At 67.1% G+C, this 20,751-nt stretch carries 15 protein-coding genes and 1 pseudogene; 7 read left to right on the forward strand and 9 right to left on the reverse strand.

The window, feature by feature from the left end; genetic code table 11:
- The first annotated feature begins 10 nt into the window (after positions 1-10).
- Entirely contained in the window at positions 11-1,408 is a 1,398-nt protein-coding gene (locus U5805_RS05540; protein WP_322102443.1) for an ethanolamine ammonia-lyase subunit EutB, read from the forward strand.
- The gene (eutC, locus tag U5805_RS05545) at positions 1,405-2,190 is read left to right on the forward strand and encodes an ethanolamine ammonia-lyase subunit EutC (RefSeq protein ID WP_322102444.1); all 786 of its coding nucleotides are present in this window, start codon (positions 1,405-1,407) and stop codon (positions 2,188-2,190) included. Before U5805_RS05540 ends, eutC begins: the two co-directional genes overlap by 4 nt.
- A gap of 231 nt (positions 2,191-2,421) precedes the next feature.
- Here the strand turns inward: eutC and U5805_RS05550 are convergent, their stop codons facing one another.
- Both U5805_RS05550 and U5805_RS05555 read right to left on the reverse strand, forming a co-directional pair.
- Positions 2,422-2,991, reverse strand: coding sequence for a GNAT family N-acetyltransferase (locus U5805_RS05550; RefSeq protein WP_322102445.1), 570 nt, complete (start codon positions 2,989-2,991; stop codon positions 2,422-2,424).
- Positions 2,992-3,004: 13 nt separating this feature from the next.
- On the reverse strand, positions 3,005-3,577 hold the full coding sequence (locus tag U5805_RS05555) for an XRE family transcriptional regulator (protein WP_322102446.1): 573 nt from the start codon (positions 3,575-3,577) through the stop codon (positions 3,005-3,007).
- A 279-nt stretch (positions 3,578-3,856) separates the two neighbouring features.
- Here U5805_RS05555 and U5805_RS05560 point away from each other — a divergent pair, with 279 nt between their 5' ends.
- From U5805_RS05560 to U5805_RS05570, 3 genes are all read left to right on the forward strand, one after another.
- Positions 3,857-6,394, forward strand: coding sequence for an EAL domain-containing protein (locus U5805_RS05560; RefSeq protein WP_322102447.1), 2,538 nt, complete (start codon positions 3,857-3,859; stop codon positions 6,392-6,394).
- 68 nt (positions 6,395-6,462) lie between these two features.
- Complete coding sequence (locus tag U5805_RS05565) at positions 6,463-6,795, forward strand: hypothetical protein (RefSeq protein WP_322102448.1); 333 nt, start codon at positions 6,463-6,465, stop codon at positions 6,793-6,795.
- Between the two features lie 13 nt (positions 6,796-6,808).
- Complete coding sequence (locus tag U5805_RS05570; RefSeq protein ID WP_322102449.1) at positions 6,809-8,662, forward strand: methyl-accepting chemotaxis protein; 1,854 nt, start codon at positions 6,809-6,811, stop codon at positions 8,660-8,662.
- A 437-nt stretch (positions 8,663-9,099) separates the two neighbouring features.
- On the opposite strand, the gene U5805_RS05575 is transcribed toward U5805_RS05570, so the two are convergent.
- The 4 genes from U5805_RS05575 to U5805_RS05590 form a co-directional block, all read right to left on the reverse strand.
- Positions 9,100-10,542: a cytochrome-c peroxidase gene (locus U5805_RS05575; protein ID WP_322102450.1), complete on the reverse strand. Its 1,443-nt coding sequence runs from the start codon at positions 10,540-10,542 to the stop codon at positions 9,100-9,102.
- 174 nt (positions 10,543-10,716) lie between these two features.
- Complete coding sequence (locus U5805_RS05580) at positions 10,717-12,585, reverse strand: alkaline phosphatase family protein (RefSeq protein WP_322102451.1); 1,869 nt, start codon at positions 12,583-12,585, stop codon at positions 10,717-10,719.
- 411 nt (positions 12,586-12,996) lie between these two features.
- Positions 12,997-13,356 (reverse strand): hypothetical protein, encoded by a 360-nt coding sequence (locus U5805_RS05585; RefSeq protein ID WP_322102452.1) that lies wholly within the window; start codon positions 13,354-13,356, stop codon positions 12,997-12,999.
- A 407-nt stretch (positions 13,357-13,763) separates the two neighbouring features.
- The gene (locus U5805_RS05590; RefSeq protein ID WP_322102453.1) at positions 13,764-14,519 is read right to left on the reverse strand and encodes an NAD(P)-dependent oxidoreductase; all 756 of its coding nucleotides are present in this window, start codon (positions 14,517-14,519) and stop codon (positions 13,764-13,766) included.
- 105 nt (positions 14,520-14,624) lie between these two features.
- Here U5805_RS05590 and U5805_RS05595 point away from each other — a divergent pair, with 105 nt between their 5' ends.
- The gene (locus U5805_RS05595) at positions 14,625-16,118 is read left to right on the forward strand and encodes a PLP-dependent aminotransferase family protein (protein WP_322102454.1); all 1,494 of its coding nucleotides are present in this window, start codon (positions 14,625-14,627) and stop codon (positions 16,116-16,118) included.
- Between the two features lie 248 nt (positions 16,119-16,366).
- Here U5805_RS05595 and U5805_RS05600 read toward each other — a convergent pair.
- A pseudogene (locus tag U5805_RS05600) lies at positions 16,367-16,746 on the reverse strand (BON domain-containing protein).
- A gap of 260 nt (positions 16,747-17,006) precedes the next feature.
- Here U5805_RS05600 and U5805_RS05605 point away from each other — a divergent pair.
- Entirely contained in the window at positions 17,007-18,281 is a 1,275-nt protein-coding gene (locus U5805_RS05605) for a lactonase family protein (protein WP_322102455.1), read from the forward strand.
- 100 nt (positions 18,282-18,381) lie between these two features.
- Here the strand turns inward: U5805_RS05605 and glgA are convergent, their stop codons facing one another.
- Positions 18,382-19,974, reverse strand: a complete 1,593-nt coding sequence (gene glgA / locus U5805_RS05610) for a glycogen synthase GlgA (RefSeq protein WP_322102456.1) — start codon at positions 19,972-19,974, stop codon at positions 18,382-18,384.
- A gap of 507 nt (positions 19,975-20,481) precedes the next feature.
- The gene (locus U5805_RS05615) at positions 20,482-20,673 is read right to left on the reverse strand and encodes a hypothetical protein (protein WP_322102457.1); all 192 of its coding nucleotides are present in this window, start codon (positions 20,671-20,673) and stop codon (positions 20,482-20,484) included.
- Positions 20,674-20,751 lie beyond the last annotated feature (78 nt).

The raw sequence follows: 20,751 nt of genomic DNA on the forward strand, positions 1-20,751 counted from the left end.
AGTGCCAGGCATGAACTATACGGAGTCGATCGGCGCGCGCACGTACCGCTTCGCGGACCTGAAAACGCTGCTCGCGAAGGCCAGCCCGCAGCGCTCGGGCGACCAGCTCGCGGGCCTCGCGGCGGGCAGCGAAGAGGAGCGCGTGGCGGCCAGGATGGCGCTGGCGGCGGTGCCGCTCAAGGCGTTTCTCTCCGACGCGCTCATTCCGTACGAAAGCGACGAAGTCACGCGCCTTATCGTCGACGATCACGACGCCGCGGCGTTCGCCGCCGTTTCTCATCTCACCGTGGGCGACTTTCGCGACTGGCTGTTGTCCGGCGCGGCGGACACCGAAGCGCTCGCACGCCTGGCGGCGGGCCTCACGCCGGAAATGGCCGCGGCGGTCTCCAAGCTCATGCGCAATCAGGATCTGATCGCGGTGGCGAAAAAGCGCCCCGTCGTCACGCGCTTTCGCAATACGGTCGGCTTGCCGGGCCGCCTGGCCGTGCGGCTGCAACCCAATCATCCCACGGACGACGTGAAGGGCGTCGCGGCTTCCATGCTCGACGGCCTGATGTACGGCAGCGGCGACGCGATGATCGGCATCAATCCTGCGAGCGACAGCCTTGCCGCCATCACGAAGCTGCTGGCGATGATCGACGGGTTCCGCGAGCGTTACCGCGTGCCCACGCAGTCGTGCGTGCTCACGCATGTGACCAACACCATTGCGGCCATCGAAAAAGGCGCGCCGGTGGATCTCGTGTTCCAGTCGATCGCGGGCACCGAAAAGGCCAATGCGAGCTTCGGCATTTCGCTCGCGTTATTGCGCGAGGCGCGCGAAGCGGCGCTCTCGCTCAAGCGCGGCACGGTCGGCAACAACCTCATGTACTTTGAAACGGGGCAGGGCAGCGCGCTTTCGGCCAACGCGCATCATGGCGTCGATCAGCAGACCTGCGAGGTGCGCGCCTATGCGGTCGCGCGCAAGTTCGAGCCGTTCCTCGTCAACACGGTGGTGGGCTTTATCGGCCCGGAATACCTCTACGACGGCAAGCAGATCATTCGCGCGGGTCTTGAGGACCATTTCTGCGGCAAGCTGCTCGGCGTGCCCATGGGTTGCGACATTTGCTACACGAACCACGCGGAAGCCGACCAGGACGACATGGACACGCTGCTCACGCTGCTGGGCGCGGCCGGCATCAATTTCATCATGGGCATTCCCGGTGCCGACGACGTCATGCTCAATTATCAAAGCACCTCGTTTCACGACGCGCTTTATCTGCGGGATTTGCTCGGCTTGCGGCGCGCGCCCGAGTTCGAGGCATGGCTCGAAACGATGGAAATCACCGACGCGAAGGGCGCGTTGCTCGGCGCTTCGCCGCGCGCGCCGCTGCTGGCGGGCGCGCACGAGTGGATGGGAATCGACGCATGAGCGACGCCGTCGAAAAAAATCCGTGGAGCGGGCTCAAGGCGTTCACCCACGCACGCATCGCGCTCGGCCGCGCCGGCAACGGCTTGCCGACGGCGCCGCTGCTGGCGTTCAATCTGGCGCATGCGCAGGCGCGCGACGCCGTGCATCGGCCGCTCGACACGGCGGCGCTGCGCGAGGCGCTCGAAGCCGAAGGCTTCGCCACGCTGGAAGTGGAGAGCGCGGCGCCCGACCGTCAGCATTATTTGCGGCGGCCCGACCTTGGGCGGCGCTTGTCGGCGGCGAGTCGCGCGGCGCTCGAAGCGCTGCCGCAAGGCGAGGCGCCGGAAGCCGTATTCGTGGTGGGCGACGGGCTGTCCGCTCTCGCCGCCGCGAAGCAGGCCGTGCCGCTGCTCAAGGCGGCGCGCGCGCGGTTGCCGGACTGGCGCATCGGCCCCGTGGTAGTGGCGCGTCAGGCGCGCGTGGCGCTCGGCGACGAAATCGGCGAATTGCTCGGCGCCTCGCTCGTGGCAATGCTGATCGGCGAGCGGCCCGGCCTCAGTTCGCCGGACAGCCTGGGCGTGTATCTCACGTGGGCGCCCAGGATCGGCTGTCATGACGCGCAGCGCAACTGCATTTCCAACGTGCGGCCGGAAGGCTTGCCCTACGAAGCGGCGGCGCACAAGCTCCATTACCTGTTGACGCAGGCACGGCGGCTCAAACTCACGGGCGTGGGCCTCAAGGACGACAGCGGCGCGTTGTCGAGCGAAGGCGCTGAAACTCCGCCACGCCTCGCGGGAACATGAGCGCGCAATCGGCGCAATCGGCGCAATCCGCGCAATCCATGCAGGCATGGAGCAGGTTCCTCAGCGCGTGTCGCGCATGAACGGCGCGGCGCGATTCGTCCACGCGCGGCCGGGTCCGTGCGGGAGCTGGCGGCCGCGCGGGGCTTCCGGCAGTTGTGCCCGTTTTCCGCCGGCGATCGACGCATGTTCGGCATGCGTCCTCCGGAGGCGCTGCGTTTATCGTGAGGCCGGTCAGGCGCGGTCGCGGTGTTCCAGTTGCTTGTGATAGAACGTCGTGCCGCAAAGGGCGCCGTCGGGCATGAGCGCGTAATTGGGCACGTCGCCCACGCGTTGCCAGCCCGCGCGCGCGTAGAGGCGCTCGGCCGCGCCGCCCGTCACGGTGTCGAGCACGAGCACCGTCTTGCCGGCCGCCCGCGCCGCCGCCTCCACGGCGTGCATGAGGCGCAGGCCCACGCCGTGCCCGCGCGCGTCGCGGCACACCAGCACTTTCGCCACATCGGCGCGATGCGGCTGGTTTTCGGGCTGCGCCAGCACGAGTTGCGCGGTGCCCACCATGCGCCCGGCGCCGTCTGCGGCCACGAGCAGGATGCGCTCGCCGCGCTTCACGCCGTGTGCCACGCCTCGCCAGAACGCAAGCGCCGTATCGCGCGAGATCGGCAACATGAAGCTGACGGAAGCGCCGCCTTGCACGCAGTCGATCAGCACGTCCGCGAGCGCGTTGGCGTGCGTTTCGGCTTCTTCGGCGCTTAGTGTGCGAACCTGCGTGTGAATTCGCGCGCGCGCCGCGATGTCGTCGGTCATGCGATTTCCCCCGTCAGTTGGCGGCGCCGCTCAGCGCCACGAGATAACGCGCGGGTTTGCGCGTCGGATTGCGATAGGCGATCGGGCGGTCGAGCCGCATCGCGAGGCAATCGCCGGTGTCGAGCCGCCACGTTCGGTCGCCCACGGTCATTTCCATCGCGCCTTCGATCACCCAGACTTGCTGATGAATTTCGGCGTCGCGCAGGCTCGTGTCGTAGGCTACGCGCTCGCCGGGCGGAAAGCGCACCTCCACGAGTTGAATCGGCGACCGCGCGGGCGGCGAGAGAGTGCGCCGCACGTAACCGGAAGCCGGATCGGTCCAAAGCGCCTGCTCGCGCGCGGCGACATGCGGCGAGGGTTCGGCTTGCGCCGCGTCGCCGGCGGTTTCGAATAGCGAAGCGAGCGGCACGCCCAGCGCCGTGGCGAGCTTGTCGAGCACGACGGCCGTGGGGCTGCTCTCGCCGCGCTCGATCAGCGAAATGTTCGAGCGGCTTACGGCGCTGCGCGAGGCGAGCGTTTCGAGCGACCAGCCTTTTGCGTCGCGCAGCTCGTGCAGCCGGCGCGCGATGTTGGCGTGAATGTCCATCGGATTCCAGTTTATTGGATGTTGATGTCCGGTAAACTAGAATCTCTGCGCGCCCGCGTCAAGCGCGAGGCATATTCGCCGGTGCGATGAAGCGTGCGCGCGCCGCCCGCACAGCCGGGATGGCCAACGCGATCCTGCCCCACGGTTTCGCAAACGATTGCGTCGCGCCAACGCCGCAAGACTTGATTTAAGTCAAGCGATTGGCGAGCGCGCACTGCTACGGTCTCGCTATCTCAAAAGTGATTGCAGTGCGAAAAGCAGTGCGGTTCGGGGCGCGACATGCAACACCACACGCTGGACCTTGAAATTGGTCAGCTTCTTTCGGGGCCGCCGCTCGCCTGCGGACCCGAAGTGCCGATCCGCGAAGCCGCGCGTCTGATGGCCGAGCGGCGCTACAGCGCCATCGTCGTCACGGAGATGGGCCGCCCGGTCGGCATCTGGACCGAACACGACGCGCTCGCGCTGAGCGACGACCACGAAGCGCTCGCGCGCCCGATTCGCACGGCGATGAGCCAGCCCGTGCGCGCGCTGCCCGCGAGCACGCCCTTGCGCGACGCCGCGCTGCGTTTCAAGCGCGAAGGCATTCGCCATTGCCTCGTCGTCGACGAGGACGGCCGCTCGCTCGGCATCGTCACGCAAACCGATCTCGTCATGAACCAGGGGCTCGAATGCTTTCTGCGGCTCAAGACGGTCGGCTCGGTGAACGCGGCCATGCCGCTCGTCGTGGAGGCGCGCACGCCCATGCGCGAGGCCATGCGCCGCATGCGCGCGCGGCGGCTCACGGCGCTCGTGGTCGCTTACCCGGAAGGCGATTACGGCATCGTGACCGAGCGCGACGTGGTGCGCCACGCGGCCGCGGGCGCGCTCGACGGCGGCGTGGGCGAGCGCGCGAGCCGGCCGCTGCGCTCGCTTTCGCATGCGAAAAGCCTATATGCGGCGCGGCAATATCTGATCGAGCATCACATGCGCCATGTGGGCGTGATCGGCGAGGAAGGGAGCCTTGTCGGCCTGCTCGATCTCTCGCACATCCTGCACGACATCGAGGACGAATTCGTGCGCGAACTGCAAATCGCGCTGCGCGAACGCGACGACGCGCTGCTCGCCTCGCGCGCGAATCTGCGGCTGGCCGATCAGGTGGTGGAATCGACGCTGGACGGCGTGATGATCACCAATCTCGAAGGCATCATCGAGCGCGTGAATCCCGCCTTCACGCGTTTGACCGGCTACACGGCGCAAGATGCCGTGGGCCGCAATGCGAATCTGCTGAGTTCGGGGCGGCAAGGGTCGGCGTTCTATCACGCGCTGTGGCGCAGCCTGTCCCAAACCGGCCACTGGAAAGGCGAAATCTGGAATCGCCGCAAGGACGGCACGCTCTACCTCGAATATCTGACCATTTCGAGCATTTGCGATCCGGCCGGCCAATGCACGCACTACGCGGCCATTTTCGCCGACATCACGCAGCGCCGCGAAACCGAGGAGCGCCTGAGCTATCTCGCCACGCACGACGCGCTCACGGGCCTGCCCAACCGCACGCTTTTCACCGAGCGCCTCTCGCTTTCGCTCGCGCGGGCGCGCCGCTCGGGCAAGCGCGTGGCCGTGATCTTTCTCGACCTCGACCGCTTCAAGCTCATCAACGACACGATGGGTCACGGCGTGGGCGACGAAGCGCTCACGGTGATCGCGCGGCGCTTGCAGGAAGCGGTGCGCGAGACCGATACGGTCGCGCGGCTCGGCGGCGACGAATTCACGCTGCTGATCGAGGATATCGAGGACATTCGCCATGTCGGGCAGATCGCGCAGTCGCTGCTCGCGCGCGTGGGCGCGGCCATGCATGTCGGCGAGCAATTGCTGTTCGTTACGCCGAGCATCGGCATCAGCATGTATCCCGACGATGCCGTGGACCCGCGCGCGCTGCTCATGCAGGCCGACCGCGCGATGTACGAGGCGAAGGACGCGGGCAAGAACAACTTCCGCTTTTTCGCCGCGCCCATGACGTCCTCGGCGATGGAGCGCATCGTGCTCGAAAGCGAGCTGCATCACGCGCTCGAAGCGGGCGAACTGGTGCTGCATTACCAGCCCGAATTCGACGTGGCGAGCGGCGCGCTCGTGAATATCGAGGCGCTCGTGCGCTGGCAGCACCCGCGCCGCGGAATCGTGCCGCCCGACCAGTTCATCCCGATCGCCGAGGAGTCCTCGTTGATCGTGCCGCTGGGCGCATGGGTGCTGAGCGAGGCATGCCGACAGGCGCGCGCGTGGCTCGACGAAGGCTTCGACTTCGGGCGCATCAGCGTGAATCTTTCGGCGCGGCAGTGCTTGCACGACGGCTTTCTGCATCAGCTCACGACCATCCTGAGCGAAACCTGCCTGCCCGCCGCGCGGCTGCAACTCGAACTCGTCGAAAGCATGGCGATGACGTCGGCGCGCGGCGGCATCGAAGCGCTGTTGCAGGAACTGGCCGCGCGCGGCATCAGTCTGGCCATCGACGATTTCGGCACCGGTTATTCGTCGTTCAAGTATCTGCAATCCTTGCCTGTGGACACGCTCAAGGTCGACCGTTCGTTCCTCGCGCAAATGCCGGAAACCTCCCCCGCCGACGACGCGCACGAGCAAACCGCGCGCGACCGCTCGATCGTGCGCGCGATCGTGGCGATGGCGCGTTCGCTCGGCGTGACGGTCGTCGCCGAAGGCGTGGAAACGCCGCGCCAGCTTGCGTTCCTGCGCGAGATCGGCTGCGACCGCGCGCAAGGCTTTCTGCTCGCGCGCCCCTCGCCGGCCGCCGTCATGCCGCGCGCGTTCGACCTGCTTGCGAACGCGTGACGCCCGTGCCGCCCCGTTTCGACTCTTATTCGACCCGCATGCGCCATGCGACTCTTCCGGAGAAGCCCGTGAACAACCACGACGAGATGCTGCTGCGCTCGATGACCGCGCTCGTGAGCGCCCATAGCAAGGCCATTTCGCGCTTCGGCGCGAACGTGGTCGTGATGACGAAGTTCGTCGAAGCCGTGCTGCCGCAGTTGTCGCGCGCGCAGATGGAACTGACCATGCAGACGTTTCGCGCGCAGATTGACGAGGCGATGGCGGCGGCGGACGCCGAAGCCGGCGCGGGCGTGCTGCCCGGCGAATATCGCGCGACGTTGATCGAACAGGCGGACGTGCTGCTTGCGCGGCTCGGCGGCGCGCGCGCGTCGCGTTCGCCGTGTTCGCCGTGTGCGAATTGAGGGGAGGCGGATCATGCGCAATCTGACGATACGGCGCGGGCTGCTGCTCGTGCTCGGCACGTTCGCGGCGATGCTGGTGGCGGGCGCGGCGGTGGGCGTCCTGATGATCGGCCGCGCCGACGACTCCGCGCGCTATGTCCACGAGGTCGCCCGCGAGGATGCGCTCGCGCTGGCATTGCGCGAGGACGCGGCGCTGGCGCAGACGGCGCTCGCGCGCGCGTATCAGGCCGCGAAGGAAAACGGCGACGCCGCCGCGCGGCAAGACGCGCGCGCCGCCGCGCTGGGCGAGGCGCGCACGCTGCTGGAGCAAAGCGCCGCGCACGCGGCCACGTTGCGCCGGAGCGCCGCCGCGGGGGCGTTCGATGCGCAGTCGCGCGCGCAACGCGACGCCTTGCTCGACGACGCGCTCGGGCTCGCGCAAACGCTGCAACGCGCGGCCGAGGCGCTCGAAAGCGGCGATGCGGCGGCGAGTGCGTCGGCAAATACGTCGGGAAATACGTCGGCAAATACAGCGGCAAATACAGCGGCAAATACAGCGGCAAATACAGCGGCAAATACAGCGGCAAATACAGCGGCAAATACAGCGGCAAATACAGCGGCGAATACCTCAACGAATACCTCCGCGTACGCGGCGCTCGTGAACGGCGACGTCGCGAGCGCGGAGCAGCGTTTCGCGGCCAGCGTCGCCGCGTTTCGCGCCAGCGCCGACGCCGCCACGCGCGCGGCGCTCGATCAAGGCCGCCGCGAGCATCAATGGGTGATGGCGATGGTGGCCGTGGGGCTGGCGGCCGCACTCGCGCTGGTCGTCGCCACGCATCTGGCGTTGCGGCGCGTGGTCACGGCGCCGCTTGCCGAAGCCGTGAACGTGCTCAACCAGATCGCCGCGAACGATCTCTCGGTACCGATTGGCGGCGGCGGGCGCAACGAAGTCGGCCAGTTGCTAGGCGCGATGCGGCGCATGCAGAGCGGGCTGTCGCATACGGTGCGCAGCGTGCGCGCGAGTTGCGACGCGATCAACACGGGCGCGCGCGAGATCGCGGCGGGCAATCTCGATCTGTCGAGCCGCACCGAGCAGCAGTCGGCGTCGCTCGAGCAAACCGCGTCGAGCATGGAGCAACTCACTTCGAGCGTGCGCCAGAATGCGCAGCACGCGAGCGACGCGAGCGGCCTCGCGAGCAATGCCGCCGAAGTCGCGCAGCGCGGCGGGCGCGTGGTCGAGCAGGTGATCGACACGATGGAGGCGATCAGCCGCAGCTCGGGCAAGATCGCGGACATCACGGGCATCATCGACGGCATTGCGTTTCAAACCAACATTCTCGCGCTCAACGCGTCGGTGGAAGCGGCGCGCGCGGGCGAGCAGGGGCGCGGCTTCGCCGTGGTCGCGGGCGAGGTGCGCAATCTCGCGCAGCGCAGCGCGGCGTCGGCGCGCGAGATCAAAACGCTGATCGACGCTTCCGTGCATGACGTGCGCAACGGCCGCGCGCTCGTGGGCGAGGCGGGCGCGACCATGGCGGAGATCGTCGCTTCGGTGGACAAGGTGTCGGGGCTCATGAAGGAGATCGCGTCGGCCACGGTCGAACAGAGCGCGGGCATCGAGCAGGTGGAAACGGCCGTGAGCCAGATGGATCAGGTGACTCAGCAAAACGCGGCGCTCGTGGAGCAAGCGGCCGCGGCGGCGGAATCGCTCGAACAGCAGGCGTGCCAGATGGCCGAGGCCGTGGCGACGTTCCGCTTGAGCGATGTCGATGTTGATGCCGATGCCGATAAAAGCGCCGATGCCGATGCCGATTCAAATGCCGACGCCGATGCCGGGCGCGAAAGCCGCGAGCCCGCGCTTACGCCGCCGGCCGCGCCTGCGTTCGCGTAATGCCTTCATAACGGCTGCTGCGCAGAGCACTCTGCGTAGCGCCTTCGAATCATGCGTTCGAATCATGCGTTCGAATCGAATCGCGCTTCGAATCGAATCGCGCTTCGAATCGAATCGCGAATCGAATCGCGCCTTCGCGTAGCACCTTCGCGCGGCGCTTTCCCGTAACGCTCGCGCCCTTGCCCGCGAAGCGCGGGTTGGTCCCTTCGGCCCGTTCGTGCGCTTCGTGCGCTTCGCGTGCTTCGTGAGCTTCGTGTGCTTCGTGTGCTTCGTCCGCTACTCGACGCACCCGGCGCCATGGCGCACGAATCATCGCGACCACGCCGCCGGGCAGCGCGATATAACCGGACGCGGCAATCGCCGGCGCGCCGTGTGCCGACGCCCAGTCGAAAACCGCGCCCGCGGCCGCCGTTCGGGTTGCCCGGCCGAACCGCCGCTCAGTTCGGCTTATAGCCGTCGTTCAACGTGCCCAGGAACGCAATGATGTCCTGAATGTCCCGATCCGACATGGCGGGCTGATCGGTCGGCTTGCGGTCGAACGGCGCATCGGCGAAGTCGATGTTCTTCTGGTACGCCTTCGGCAGGTCGTCGAACTGCTGCACCTTGCCCGAAGCGTCGCGCGGATAGATCTTCTCTGGGTTGGTGTTGCGCAGGTTGTAGAAGTCCATCACCTGTTTCAGGTCGTGGTACACGCCGTTGTGGAAGAACACGTGGCGCGTGGCCGTGTTGCGCAGCGTGGGCGTGAGGAACATGCCGCAATACTGCTTGAGGTCCGTCACGTCGGTGCGGAACGGGCCGCACACGCCCATGTCGTAGAACTTCGGGTCCTGGTTCACCGGCAGGTCGCGGTTGCGCGGCACGCCGAGCGCTTCGTACTGCGTGTCGGTGAAAAGCGGCGGCAGGCCGTCGGCCGAAGGCTTGCTCAGGTGGCAGCCCGCGCAGTTCGCCTTGTCGGGATCGTTGAAAAGGCGCAGGCCGTGCAATTCGGCTTGCGTCAGGCGCGCCTTGCCCTGGAGCCAGTAATCGTACTTGCTCGTGAAGGCGTGGAACGAACTGTCCTCGAACTCGTAGCGGCCGACCGCGAACATCGCTTCGTCCACGAGCAGCTCGGGCCGGTTCACGATCTGCTTGCCGAACAGCGCCTGGAACTGGCCGAGGTATTTCGTGGCGAGCAGCTTGTGCGCGACGTCGGCCGCATTGGCGTTGGCCATTTCCACCGGATTGAGCATCGGGCCGATTGCCTGGTCTTGCAGCGTGCTCGCGCGGCCGTCCCAGAACAGGCCGCCTTGCGGCACCATCGCGGGCGCGGCGGGCGCGACGCCGGCCGTCTTGACCGCGCGCGTCACGCCGGCGGCGCTGGCCGCGAGCGTTTGCAGCGAAATGGGCGCGGTGTCCATGTCGGCCTGATCGGGGCCGATGCTGAACGGCGCCTGGCGATACAGGTAGGCGAGCGAGGGCGGCGGGCGATAACCGGCCAGCGTGAGCTGCGGGCCGCCCATCTGCACGGAAAGACTGTTCGGCGGGCCGTAGGCGTGGTCGGGGCTATGGCACGACGCGCACGACTGCTTGCCCGAGGCGGACAGAGACGCATCGAAAAAAATCTGCCGGCCGAGCTGCGCGACGGCGCTCAGCGGCTGCTGCGGCGGCAGGAGCAGCGCGACCGGCTGCGGATTCGCGCCCGTGTAGTCTTCGACGATCGTGCCGACCGGCAATGGCATGCGCTCGGGATAGATCACGGCGTAGGCGGCAAGGGCGGCCGCCGCGGCGGCGGCGACGGCGACCGTCCAGCCGGCCACGCGCTTGAGCGTGCGCTTCGTGGCTTCGGGGTTCGCGTCTTTGCCCGCGGGCAGGGTGGGCGGCAGGGTGTTCGGAAGACTCATGGCGAGAATGGCAACGAGGGTTCAGGCAAAAAAAATGTCGAGCCGGCACGCGGGGCGCACGGGCTCGACACGGTTACGACAGACAGCGCTTCCCCTCGCGCGGCGGCGCGCAGGCCGGAGTCGGCGGTGCGGGGCACCGCGCGGGCGGGGAAGCGGGTTTCATCGCACGAACGCTTAGTTCGTCGGCGCCGCGGCCAGCTTCGTACCGAAGTTCTGGTCGAGGAACACGGCCGGCGAATCGCCCGTCGTGTTCAGCATGTTGCGGATGTCGCCGGCCGTCGCGTCGAACGAAGCGTTGCCTAGGCGCTGGCTGCCGAGCCAGTTGTCTTCGATGAAGCGCACGACCGATGCTTGCGTGATCTGCGTATGGTCGACGAAGTTGGCCTTCGCATACGGCGAGATCAGCAGGAACGGGGTACGCGTGCCGGGGCCGCAGCGGCCGTTCACGAGACCGCCGTTCACGCCTGCCGGCTGCTTCGCGTTCGGGCCGGTACATTGGCCGTTGCCGCTAAGCTGGTCGGCGCCCGTGAACGTGGCCGACTTCGTCGTGTTCGTCGAGATCTTGGTCGTCGCCGTGGTGTCGAACGACGAGTTCAGGATCGTCGGCGCCTGGTGGTCGTACCAGCCGTCCGAGTCGTCGTAGGCGATCACGACGGCCGTGTTTTTCCAGTCCGGCTGCTGCTGGAGGAAGTTCACGACCTTCACGACGAATTGCTGCTCGTCGAGCGGGTCCGAGTTGCCGGGGTGGCCGTCGCCGACCGAAGGCGCCTTCAGGAAGCTGACCGACGGGAAGTTGCCCGCCGAGACGGCCGTGAAGAAGTCATCCGTGTCGTACTGGTGGTGAACCGGCGTTGCCGTGTTGTCGAGCTGCGGATCGGTGAGGCCGATCATGGCCGTCGACGACGGACGCTGGTGCGTCAGGTTGGCGGTCGAGGGGAAATACTGGAACCACGCGTGATGCTGCACGTAGTCCGACGAAGCGGCGTTGAGCACCGACGAGAACGTCGAGCGCGAGCAGCCCGTCGTGCCGTTCGGGTTCACCGTCGACAGGTTGAAGCCGCCCATGAAGCCGCCCCACGTGATGTTCTTGGCGTTCAGCAGGTCGCCGATGTTCTTCACTTGCGGAGCGTATTGCGCGACCACCGAGCCCGTCGTGTCGAGCGTGTTCGTGCAGACGTCGCCGGCCGGGTCCAGGTCGCCGATCATCGTGAAGCCGCCCTGGCCGTCGGGGATGGCGTTGCCGCTCGGCGAGGTCGTGCCCGTGACCGCCGTGCCGAGCGACGTGCCCGAGGTGGCCGTGGTCGTGTACATCTGGATGCCGTTGTTCTGGCCGGACACCACTTCGACCGCGCCGGGCGTCGAGGGGCCGAACGTGTCGGTCCAGGCGTTGTCGTTCAGCGCGAAGTGCTGCGCGTAGTTCCACATTGCCGTGACGGTGTTGCCGTCGAAGTAGCCGAGCACCTGCGCGGCCGAGCCGAACGAGCCCGTGCTGCCGTTGGTCGTGCCGGTCGCGGACGTGAACAGCGGCGTGGCGTCCATCTTGCCGCCGTCGTCGCCGAGCTGCTCCGGCGTGTACGAGTGGTTCTGCGACTTCGTATTGGCCTGCGTGCGGTCGAGGCGGAACGGCTGCGCGAGCGTCGAGGTCAGCGTCACGCCGCCGATGTTCGGCGGCAGCGTGGCCACGCCGTTGATCGTCGAAGCCACGAGGTTCGGCGAGTTGGCCGCGCCGTTCGGGTTGTTCGGCGAAACGAGGCCGGCGTGAACCAGCGTGTTGATGTCCGTCTGCGTCGTGCCGACGGGCAGAACCTGCGGTTCGCCGGTCGGGTTCGTCGAGTTCGGGTAGGTCGCGAAGTAGTGGTCGAACGAAACGTTCTCACCGTAGATCACGACAAGGTGTTTGATCGGCGTGGCCGTTTGCAACGCGTCCTGGGCGGACACGGAAGCGGTCGGTGCCGGCGTGTTGTTGTTGCTGCTGCCGCAGGCCGCGATCACTGCCAGCGCGGCAGCGAACGGGATGGGCAACAGAGCTTTTTTCAAATGCATAGCGCGCGCTCCAGGTTTTGTAAGGCGCTTCCGTTTATTGATAAGAAGCCGGTCGGGGAACTTGCAAACTGTCTTTCCGAATTCTCGGGTTGCCTCTTCAGGCGGCGGAATTGCATCATTTCCATGTGAAAGTTTTATAAAGGATTCCGGCGAAACGCTTTCAATAACTTTTCGTTTTGCTTTTATGTGCGAAAGTGAAATGAAATTGTTTGGAGGACGATTGCGTAAATGAAAGGTGAGGTGCGGCGAAAATTGCCGCGAAGCTTACGTATGAAGGCCGAAGTGCGTGCTTCGCGTAGTGCGCGAAAAGGTACGAAAAGGCACGAAAAGGCGCGAAAATGCCCGATGAATCAGCACGAATGGCCGATTGCGCGAAGGAAATCCAGCTTTAAATAAATTAACGAAAATCTTTCAAAGCATGATACGGCCGACGATTTTTCTTTCGGCGAACGTGAGCGGATGCCAAGCTGAAACGCCGGGGAGCTTTTTTGCAATGAGCGAGCGAAACACCGCTTTCGTTTGCTTTTGCTTTCGTCCTTGCTTCGGGCGTTCAGTTTCGGCACGGCCGCGCTGCCGACGCTCGCCATGCTGATTGCGCAACGCGGTGCGCCGGTCTGGGCTCACGAACTCGTGTTCGCCTTGTTCCTTGCCGCCAATGCGGTGTTCGCCGTGCTGATCGTCAAGACGATCGCGCTGCTTGCCGAAGGCCGGTTGTTGCCGCTGAAAGTGGCCGCCCGTTGACGGCGACTCGGCGGCGAATCGGCGGCGCATCGACGGCGATTTCGCGAGTTACGGCGAGTTAGCCTGCACGAGATCAAATTGATGCTGCGGCCCGGACGCTAGCCGCCACAAGTTTTGACTTTTGTCACGGCCCAAATCGCCAAAATGAGAACAATGGGCAGTCAACACGTCGCGGGAGTGCCGGGCACCTTGCCTCTCCCGCGAATTCCACGCCGGGCTTCGCGCCCGGCGTTTTTTTTGGTGCGCTCCCTGCCCTCGACGCGTGCGTTTGCGCGTCGCGTTAGTGCGTCACGTAGTGCGTCGCGTTAGTGCGTATCCCCCGGCGAATCTTCCAGCCCGCGTAACCGTTTTTCGTCGATTCCCCAAGCCGGATTTGCCGCCTGAAACGCGGGATTTGCCTCGAACATGGGAATCGAGCGCGCCGCCTGCCGCGGCATTCACCGAAGCGCTCCATTCCGCAAACCCGGCGGCAGACGCAAATCCGGCGACCAGCCAAGTTCGCGCTTCGCCTTCAGGTTGCACGCTTCGCCGTGATCGTCGGCGATGTTGTAGAGGCCGGTCGCGCCGCGCTCAAGCGCCAACAGCGCCGCGAACGCGGCGGCTTCCACATGCACGGGACTCGTGCCGCCCGGCGCGCTCATCCCGGTGCGCGGCCCCCAGATTTGCCCATAGCGCAGCACCGTGCCCGTGAGGCCCGGCGTTGCCAGCGTCTGCCGTTCGAGCGAGGCGACGCCGCGCACGCTCATGCCGCGCGCGCTTTCGGCTTCCACGTCGAGCGGGCGGGTTTCGTCGTAAGGCTTGACGCCGGGCCGGTACGCCCACGCAATGCTCTGCGCGACGAACCGCGTGCTGCCCGCAGCCACGGCGGCCGCGACGAGATTGCGCGTGCCCTCGTCGCGAATGCGCGCGTTCGCGGCCGTGGCGGACGCCATTTTTGCGGGATCGAGCGCGTAAGGCAGGTCGGTGAGCTGGTGGATCACCGTGCGCGGCGCGGCCCGCACGAGCGCATCGCGCAGCGCGCGCGCATCGAACACGTCGACGATCACAGGCACGACGCCCGCCGCTTCCAGCGCTTGCGCCCGCTCCGGCCGCCGCGTGCTGCCGAACACCGCATAACCGGCGTCGATCAGCAACGGCACGAGCGCGCTGCCGACGGCGCCGCTCGCGCCGGCCAGCCAGAGGGTTTCCTTCATCGCCGCAACTCCCGCATGGAAAAAGATGAACGTGAGCTTAGCGCTGTAAATGGTCGGCAAAAAGATCCATTATGGCGATACTGATTGAGCCAATAAGGAGGCGCCATGCGCCGTGCCGGACACATCGAACTTGCGCTCGGGCCGCGGCCCGTGGGCGTGCCGCTGCAACGCTGGCTTTACGAAACGCTGCGCGCGGCGATTCTCGAAGGCAGTCTTGCGCCCGGCGCGCGGTTGCCCTCGTCGCGCGATCTGGCCGCGCGCGCGATGCTTTCGCGCGGCACCGTGCTTGGCGTGTTCGCGCAGCTTCAGGCCGAAGGCTATTTGACGGGCGCGGTCGGGCGCGGCAGCTACGTGACGCGCGAGCTGCCTGATCGGCGTATCGACAAAATGGCGGCTCGCGGTGCGGCGCCGCTTGCGCCCCTAAGCGAGCCGCACGCGGTCCAGGCAATCGCGCTTTCGGCGCGCGGCCGCTTGCTCGCGCGCAGCCCGTTCGCGCTCGGCGGGCGCGGCGCGCCTGCGCGCGCGTTTCGCGCGAGCCAGCCCGACCTCGACGCGTTTCCGTTCGACTTGTGGACGCGCATCGCCGCGCGCCGTGCGCGCCGCACGCGCCGCGATCTGCTCGGCGACGGCGAGGCGCTCGGCTACCGGCCGCTGCGCGAGGCGATTGCCGCGTATGTGGGCGTGTCGCGCGGCATTGCATGCACGGCGGAGCACGTGGCGGTTCTCGGCAGCGTGCAGCAGGCCATCGACCTGGGCGCGCGCCTCGTGCTCGACCCCGGCGATACCGCGTGGATCGAAGATCCCGGTTATCCGGGCGCGCGCCGGGTGCTGGAGGCGGCCGGCGCGCGCGTGGCGGGCGTGCCTGTGGATGCGCACGGGTTCGACGTCGAGTGGGCGCGGGCGCATGCGGGCGCCGCGCGGCTTGCGTACGTCACGGCGGGGCGTCAGGCGCCGCTCGGACCCGCGCTTTCGCTCGAGCGGCGGCTCGCGCTGCTCGAATGGGCGCGCGGCGCGGGCGCGCTCATCATCGAGGACGATTACGACAGCGAGTACCGCTTCGAGGGCAATCCGCTGGCGGCGATGAAAAGCCTCGACGGCGCGGGGCACGTGATCTATTGCGGCACCTTCAGCAAGCTGCTGTTTCCGGCGCTGCGGGTGGCCTACGCAGTCGTGCCGGATGCGCTCGTGGATGCGTTCGCCGCCGCGTGGTCGCTGACGGGCAGGCATGTGCCGCTCGACACGCAGTCGGTGTTGCACGCGTTCATCGCCGAAGGTCATTTCGGGCGGCACGTGAGGCGCATGCGCATGCTCTACGGCGAGCGCGCGCAAACGCTCGAAACGGCGGCGAAGCGGCATCTGGCCGGTCTGCTGCACGTGCCGCGCCCGATCGCGGGCCTGGACGCGCCCGCCTTCTTCCGGCCCGGCACCGACGACGCCGCGATGGCGCAACGCGCGGCGCGCGCCGGGCTGGAGACGCGCGCGCTCTCGTTCTATGCGGTCGATCGCGCGGCGGCGCCGGGGCTCGTGCTGGGTTTTGCGTCGATCGACTGCGCGGCGATCGAGGCGGGCGTGGTGACGTTGACGCGGGCGCTGGCATGAGCGCTGGCGTGAGCGCTGGCGTGACGCGATACGTATTCGACGGGCGCGCCATGCGCCCGCGAGGAGCGCGGCGCCGCCGGGGCTCGTGCTGGGATTTGCGTCGATCGACTGCGCGGCGATCGAGGCGGGCGTGGTGACGTTGGCGCGGGCGCTGGCATGACGCGATACGCATTCGACGGGCGCGCCATGCGCCCGTGAGGAGCGCGCGGCGCCGTCCGCAGCGCCGCGCGAGGAAAAGGCAGCGCCGCTTAGCCGTTGCCGCCGTGGAACAGCGTGAGCTTGTTCGACACCGAAGTCACGCCTTGCACCGACTTCGCCACGTCCTCGGCCTGATGGAGCTGGTCGCCGTTGCGCACCGAGCCGCTCAGCGTCACCCCGCGCCGCCGCGCGCGCGCACGAACACATTCGATACGTCGAAGCCGTTGGTCCTCGAAAGCGCGCGGCGCACGGCACGCGCGAGCGCGCGGTCGGCCTTGGTCGCCTTTTTGCCCGAACTCGCGGCGGGCGCGGATTGCGACATCGAGGCATCGTTGCCGGCGGAGGCATCGCTCGCCGTCTGCGCCTGGGCGGCGAGGGCAAAAGCCGAAAGAGACAGGAGACACACGGCACGCAGCAGGTTCTTCTTCATCACTCGCTCCTTGAATGGGCGACGTCGCGCACGCGCATGCTGGACGCGCATCGCCCTGGTTTTCATGTCGGATGCAGCGAACTGGAAGGCGGGGCCGGATGGACGCGCCAGCGTTCGCGCGGCCCTTGGGCACCATGGTAGCGCGCGGGCAAAACGGCTGTCGCCACGCCGCGCGAGGCATGGTCAGCGCGCCAATCCGCCGATCGCATTAGGATAGGCGCGCATCGAAACGACACGGCACACGACGAGGAGGCAGGCTGATGACGAAGGTATGGGAAGGGCCGGGTTCGCAGGCGCGGCGCGCGTGGCTCAGGAACGTGAGCGCGATGGCGGCGGTTTCGGCGATGGGCTCGCTCGGCAACGCGGCGAACGCAGCGAGCACGGCGAACGCGGGAGAACCTGCCGCGAAACGCACGGCGGCGCAAAACGGCAAGGCGTTGTTCGCGTACGTCGGCACTTATACGCCACATGGGCTCGGCATCCATCGTTTTCGTGTCGATCGCGCGACGGGCAAGCTCGACGCGCTCGATCCGGTCCAGGGCATCGAAAACCCGAGCGCGCTCGTCATCGACCCTCAGCAGCGCTTCCTGTTCAGCACGAGCGAGGTGAAGAACTACAACGGCACGAGCAACGGCTCGGTGAGTTCGTATGCGATCGAGGCGGGCACGGGCGCGCTGCATCCCGTCAGCACCGTGAATTCGCAGGGCGCGGGGCCGGTGTATCTGAGCCTGCATCCGAACGGGCGCTATCTGCTGGTGGCGAACTACAACAGCGGCAGCGTCGCGGTGCTGCCGGTGAGCGACGACGGCACGCTGCGCGACGCGGTTTCGATGCAGGCGCCGCAAGCGCCGGCGGGCGCGGGGCACGCCGCCGAAGGCGCGCCGGGCAGCTTCGCGATCAGCGATCACGACGGCCCGCATGCGCACACCATCGTGCCTTCGCCCGACGGCCGCTTCGCCATTTCGACCGATCTGGGCGTGGATCGCACCTATGTCTGGAAGTTCGACGAAAGTTCGGGCGCGCTCGCGCCGAACGAGCCGGCCTTCGTCGCGGCTTCGGCGGGCGCGGGGCCGCGCCACGTGGTGTTTCATCCGAACGGGCGCTGGCTTTACGAGGTCACGGAGGAAGCGTCCACGCTCGTGACTTACGGCTACGACGCACAGCACGGCACGCTCACGCGCATGCAGTCGGTTTCCACCTTGCCGCCCGGCTTTCAGGGCACGAGCTTCGCCTCGGAAATCATCCTCTCGCACGACGCGCGTTTCCTCTACGTGGCGAACCGGCTGCACGACACCATCGCGCAATTCGGCGTGGGCGCGAACGGCCAGGTACACTGGATCGGCGAAATTCATACGGGCGGCGATTATCCGCGCGTGATTCGCTTCGATCCTTCGGGGCGCTTTCTCTATTCGCTCAACCAGCGCAGCGATCACATCGCGATTTTTTCCGCCGATAAATCGAGCGGCAAGCTGCGCTTCACCGGCAATTACGTGGCCGTTGGGAGTCCTTCGGATATCGCGTTCGCGGCGGTGTGAAGCGTTGCCGCGCGTTCGCTGAAACGCGCGGCAGCGGCGTTGACGTCGAACGGCCTGACGGCCGGTTCGACGTCGGGCGGCAAACGTCGGGCGGCAAACGTCAGGCGCTGCGCCGCACTTCGGCGGCGTGCGCGCGGCGCGGGCGCGCGGCGTTGGCCTTGCGCGCGACGGCGGTGCCGTTCACGCGCGTCACGTGCGCGGACAGCACGGCCTGCGTTTGCGTGAGCGAGCGATAGAGATCGAGGTAACGCGTCGCGGGCACGCGCCAGCTCGAATCGCGCTTCATGGCGTTGCGCTGGAGCGCGCGCCAAAGCGTGGGTTGCGCGAACGCGCCCAGCGCGCGGCCGAGCGCATGGAACACGTCGCTCGCATGCTCGCCGGTAAAGAGGAAGCCGTTCGCGCGGCCCGCGTGCGCGCCGTCGGCGGCCGTGGCGGGGCAATCCTCGATGGTGTCGGCGAGGCCGCCCACGCGCGACGCCACGGGAATCGTGCCGTAGCGCATGGCGTAAAGCTGCGTGAGCCCGCACGGTTCGAAGCGGCTGCCGTGCAGCAGGATGTCGGCGCCCGCATGCAGCCGGTGCGCGCGGTCTTCGTCGTAACCGATATGCACGCCCAGCCGGCCCGGCCATTCCTGCGCGAGCTTGCGCAGCGCGTTTTCGATCTGCGCGTCGCCCTGACCGAGAATCGCGAACTGCACGCGCGGCCAGCGCGCGAGCGCGGCGGGCAGCGCTTCGCAGACGACGTCGGCAAGCTTCTGTTCGGTCAGGCGGCTGCCGATGGCCACGAGCGGCGCGAACGGATCGACCTGCAAGCCGTAACTCTGCTGCAATGCCTTTTTGCAGGCGTGCTTGCCCGCGAGATCGTCGATGCCGTAAGGCTGCGCGAGTGCGGGATCGTCGGCGGGATTCCAGGCTTCGTCGTCGATCCCGTTGATGATGCCAGTGAGTTTGTCCGCGTGCGCGGCCAGCACGCCTTCCATGCGATTGCCGAAGCGCGCCGTGAGGATTTCGCGCGCATAGCGCTCGCTCACCGTCGTCACGCGGTCCGCGTGGACAATGGCCGCTTTCATGAAGCTCAGCGACTGATAGAACTCGATGCTCTGCGCGTCGTCGGGCGAGGCGTTTAGCAATCCTGACGGAATGCCTGCATAGTGCGCGAGGCCGAGCGGATAGTTGCCCTGGAACGCGAGATTGTGGATCGTGAACACGCTTTTCGCCGAGGCGCCCGCGAGCTTCATGAACAGCGGCGTGAGGCCGGCGTGCCAGTCGTGCGCATGCACCACGCGCGGCCGCACCACGCCGCGCACGCCGGTGGCGATGCGCGCGGCGGCGGCGGAAAGCGAGGCGAAACGCGCGAAATTGTCGATGTATTCGCGCCCGCACGCATCTTGATAGAGACCGCTGCCGCGTCCGGCATACAGGTGGTCCATTTGCAGCAGTAGCACGGGCACGTCGGAATCAGGCATCGCGGCGCGCCACAAACGCGCATCGCCGCCGGGCAGATCGCGCAGATAGCCGAGCGGCGTGGCCGCGCGCGCGCGTTCGAACGCGCATTCGTAACCGGGCATGAGAATCGAAACATCGGCGCCGCGTTGACGCAGCGCCGCGGAGGAAGCACTAACCATGTCGCCGAGACCGCCGCTCTTGGCGAGCGGTGCGGCTTCTGCGGCGACCATCAGGACGTTGAGCGACAAGGGCGACTCCGCGTAGGTACAGGTATGGATCGAGCGTTGATCGAGATTCGCCGGAAGCTCTCGGCGCCGCTGAACGGCGCGTGTTCGGGCGAACCCTAACGCTCTAAGCAATCTCCGGGCCAGCCATTGCGGCAATGCAAAAACGCCGGTTTTCGAGCGGCGAAACCGCGCGAAACCGGCGCGGGACAAGGCGCCGTGTTCGATTCGATGCGCGCTGCGTAACGCGTCGATTTTTGCGAATGCACGTTCGTGTAGCTTTGGGCGTGACGCGAGTGCAGTTTTCACCTGGTTGCTGAAAAGCGGCGCTTCCAGGGCTGGCGTCAAACGGCTGGATTTTGGCGTGCGCACGCCTGGCGCGCGGTCGCGGCTTCGCTCGGATGCCTGGTTGATATCTGCCCGCGATGCCTGCTTGATGCCTGCTCGATGCCTTCTTTCCCCTGCCTTCTCGATGCCTTATTCGAGGCGTAATTTCGGGCGCGGTAAAGCCCGGCGTGATTCGAGCCCTTTTCAGCCGCCGCCGATGCCTTGCATCACCTTGCCGGTGCCGCCGCACACGGCGCAGCGCTGGCCTTCCACTAGCCCCGTGCCGTGACACGCGCCGCAGGTGTCCTCGCCGACGCCGGGTGCGTCGGGCGGGCCTTCGTCGCCGGGATTGAGCGGTTCGTCGGGCGATGCGGCAGAGAATGCGTTGCGTTGCATGGCGAGCCTCCATAAAAAGCGAATGCTTTACCGGCATCAGCGCAGCACTTGTGCCCACGCGGGCGCGCTCTGCGCTGC

Origin of the sequence: Paraburkholderia sp. J41 (genome assembly GCF_905220235.1) — a bacterium.
Classification (GTDB): domain Bacteria; phylum Pseudomonadota; class Gammaproteobacteria; order Burkholderiales; family Burkholderiaceae; genus Paraburkholderia.

What these genes read in the sequence shown, in the direction of transcription:
- U5805_RS05570 (WP_322102449.1), top strand. Translation starts at nt 6,809, where the DNA reads ATGCGCAATCTGACGATACGGCGCGGGCTGCTGCTCGTGCTCGGCACG.
- U5805_RS05590 (WP_322102453.1), bottom strand. Translation starts at nt 14,519, where the DNA reads ATGAAGGAAACCCTCTGGCTGGCCGGCGCGAGCGGCGCCGTCGGCAGC.
- U5805_RS05585 (WP_322102452.1), bottom strand. Translation starts at nt 13,356, where the DNA reads ATGCGCCGCCGATTCGCCGCCGAGTCGCCGTCAACGGGCGGCCACTTT.
- U5805_RS05615 (WP_322102457.1), bottom strand. Translation starts at nt 20,673, where the DNA reads ATGCAACGCAACGCATTCTCTGCCGCATCGCCCGACGAACCGCTCAAT.
- U5805_RS05555 (WP_322102446.1), bottom strand. Translation starts at nt 3,577, where the DNA reads ATGGACATTCACGCCAACATCGCGCGCCGGCTGCACGAGCTGCGCGAC.
- U5805_RS05550 (WP_322102445.1), bottom strand. Translation starts at nt 2,991, where the DNA reads ATGACCGACGACATCGCGGCGCGCGCGCGAATTCACACGCAGGTTCGC.
- U5805_RS05575 (WP_322102450.1), bottom strand. Translation starts at nt 10,542, where the DNA reads ATGAGTCTTCCGAACACCCTGCCGCCCACCCTGCCCGCGGGCAAAGAC.
- U5805_RS05540 (WP_322102443.1), top strand. Translation starts at nt 11, where the DNA reads ATGAACTATACGGAGTCGATCGGCGCGCGCACGTACCGCTTCGCGGAC.
- U5805_RS05560 (WP_322102447.1), top strand. Translation starts at nt 3,857, where the DNA reads ATGCAACACCACACGCTGGACCTTGAAATTGGTCAGCTTCTTTCGGGG.
- U5805_RS05605 (WP_322102455.1), top strand. Translation starts at nt 17,007, where the DNA reads ATGACGAAGGTATGGGAAGGGCCGGGTTCGCAGGCGCGGCGCGCGTGG.
- eutC (WP_322102444.1), top strand. Translation starts at nt 1,405, where the DNA reads ATGAGCGACGCCGTCGAAAAAAATCCGTGGAGCGGGCTCAAGGCGTTC.
- U5805_RS05595 (WP_322102454.1), top strand. Translation starts at nt 14,625, where the DNA reads ATGCGCCGTGCCGGACACATCGAACTTGCGCTCGGGCCGCGGCCCGTG.
- U5805_RS05580 (WP_322102451.1), bottom strand. Translation starts at nt 12,585, where the DNA reads ATGCATTTGAAAAAAGCTCTGTTGCCCATCCCGTTCGCTGCCGCGCTG.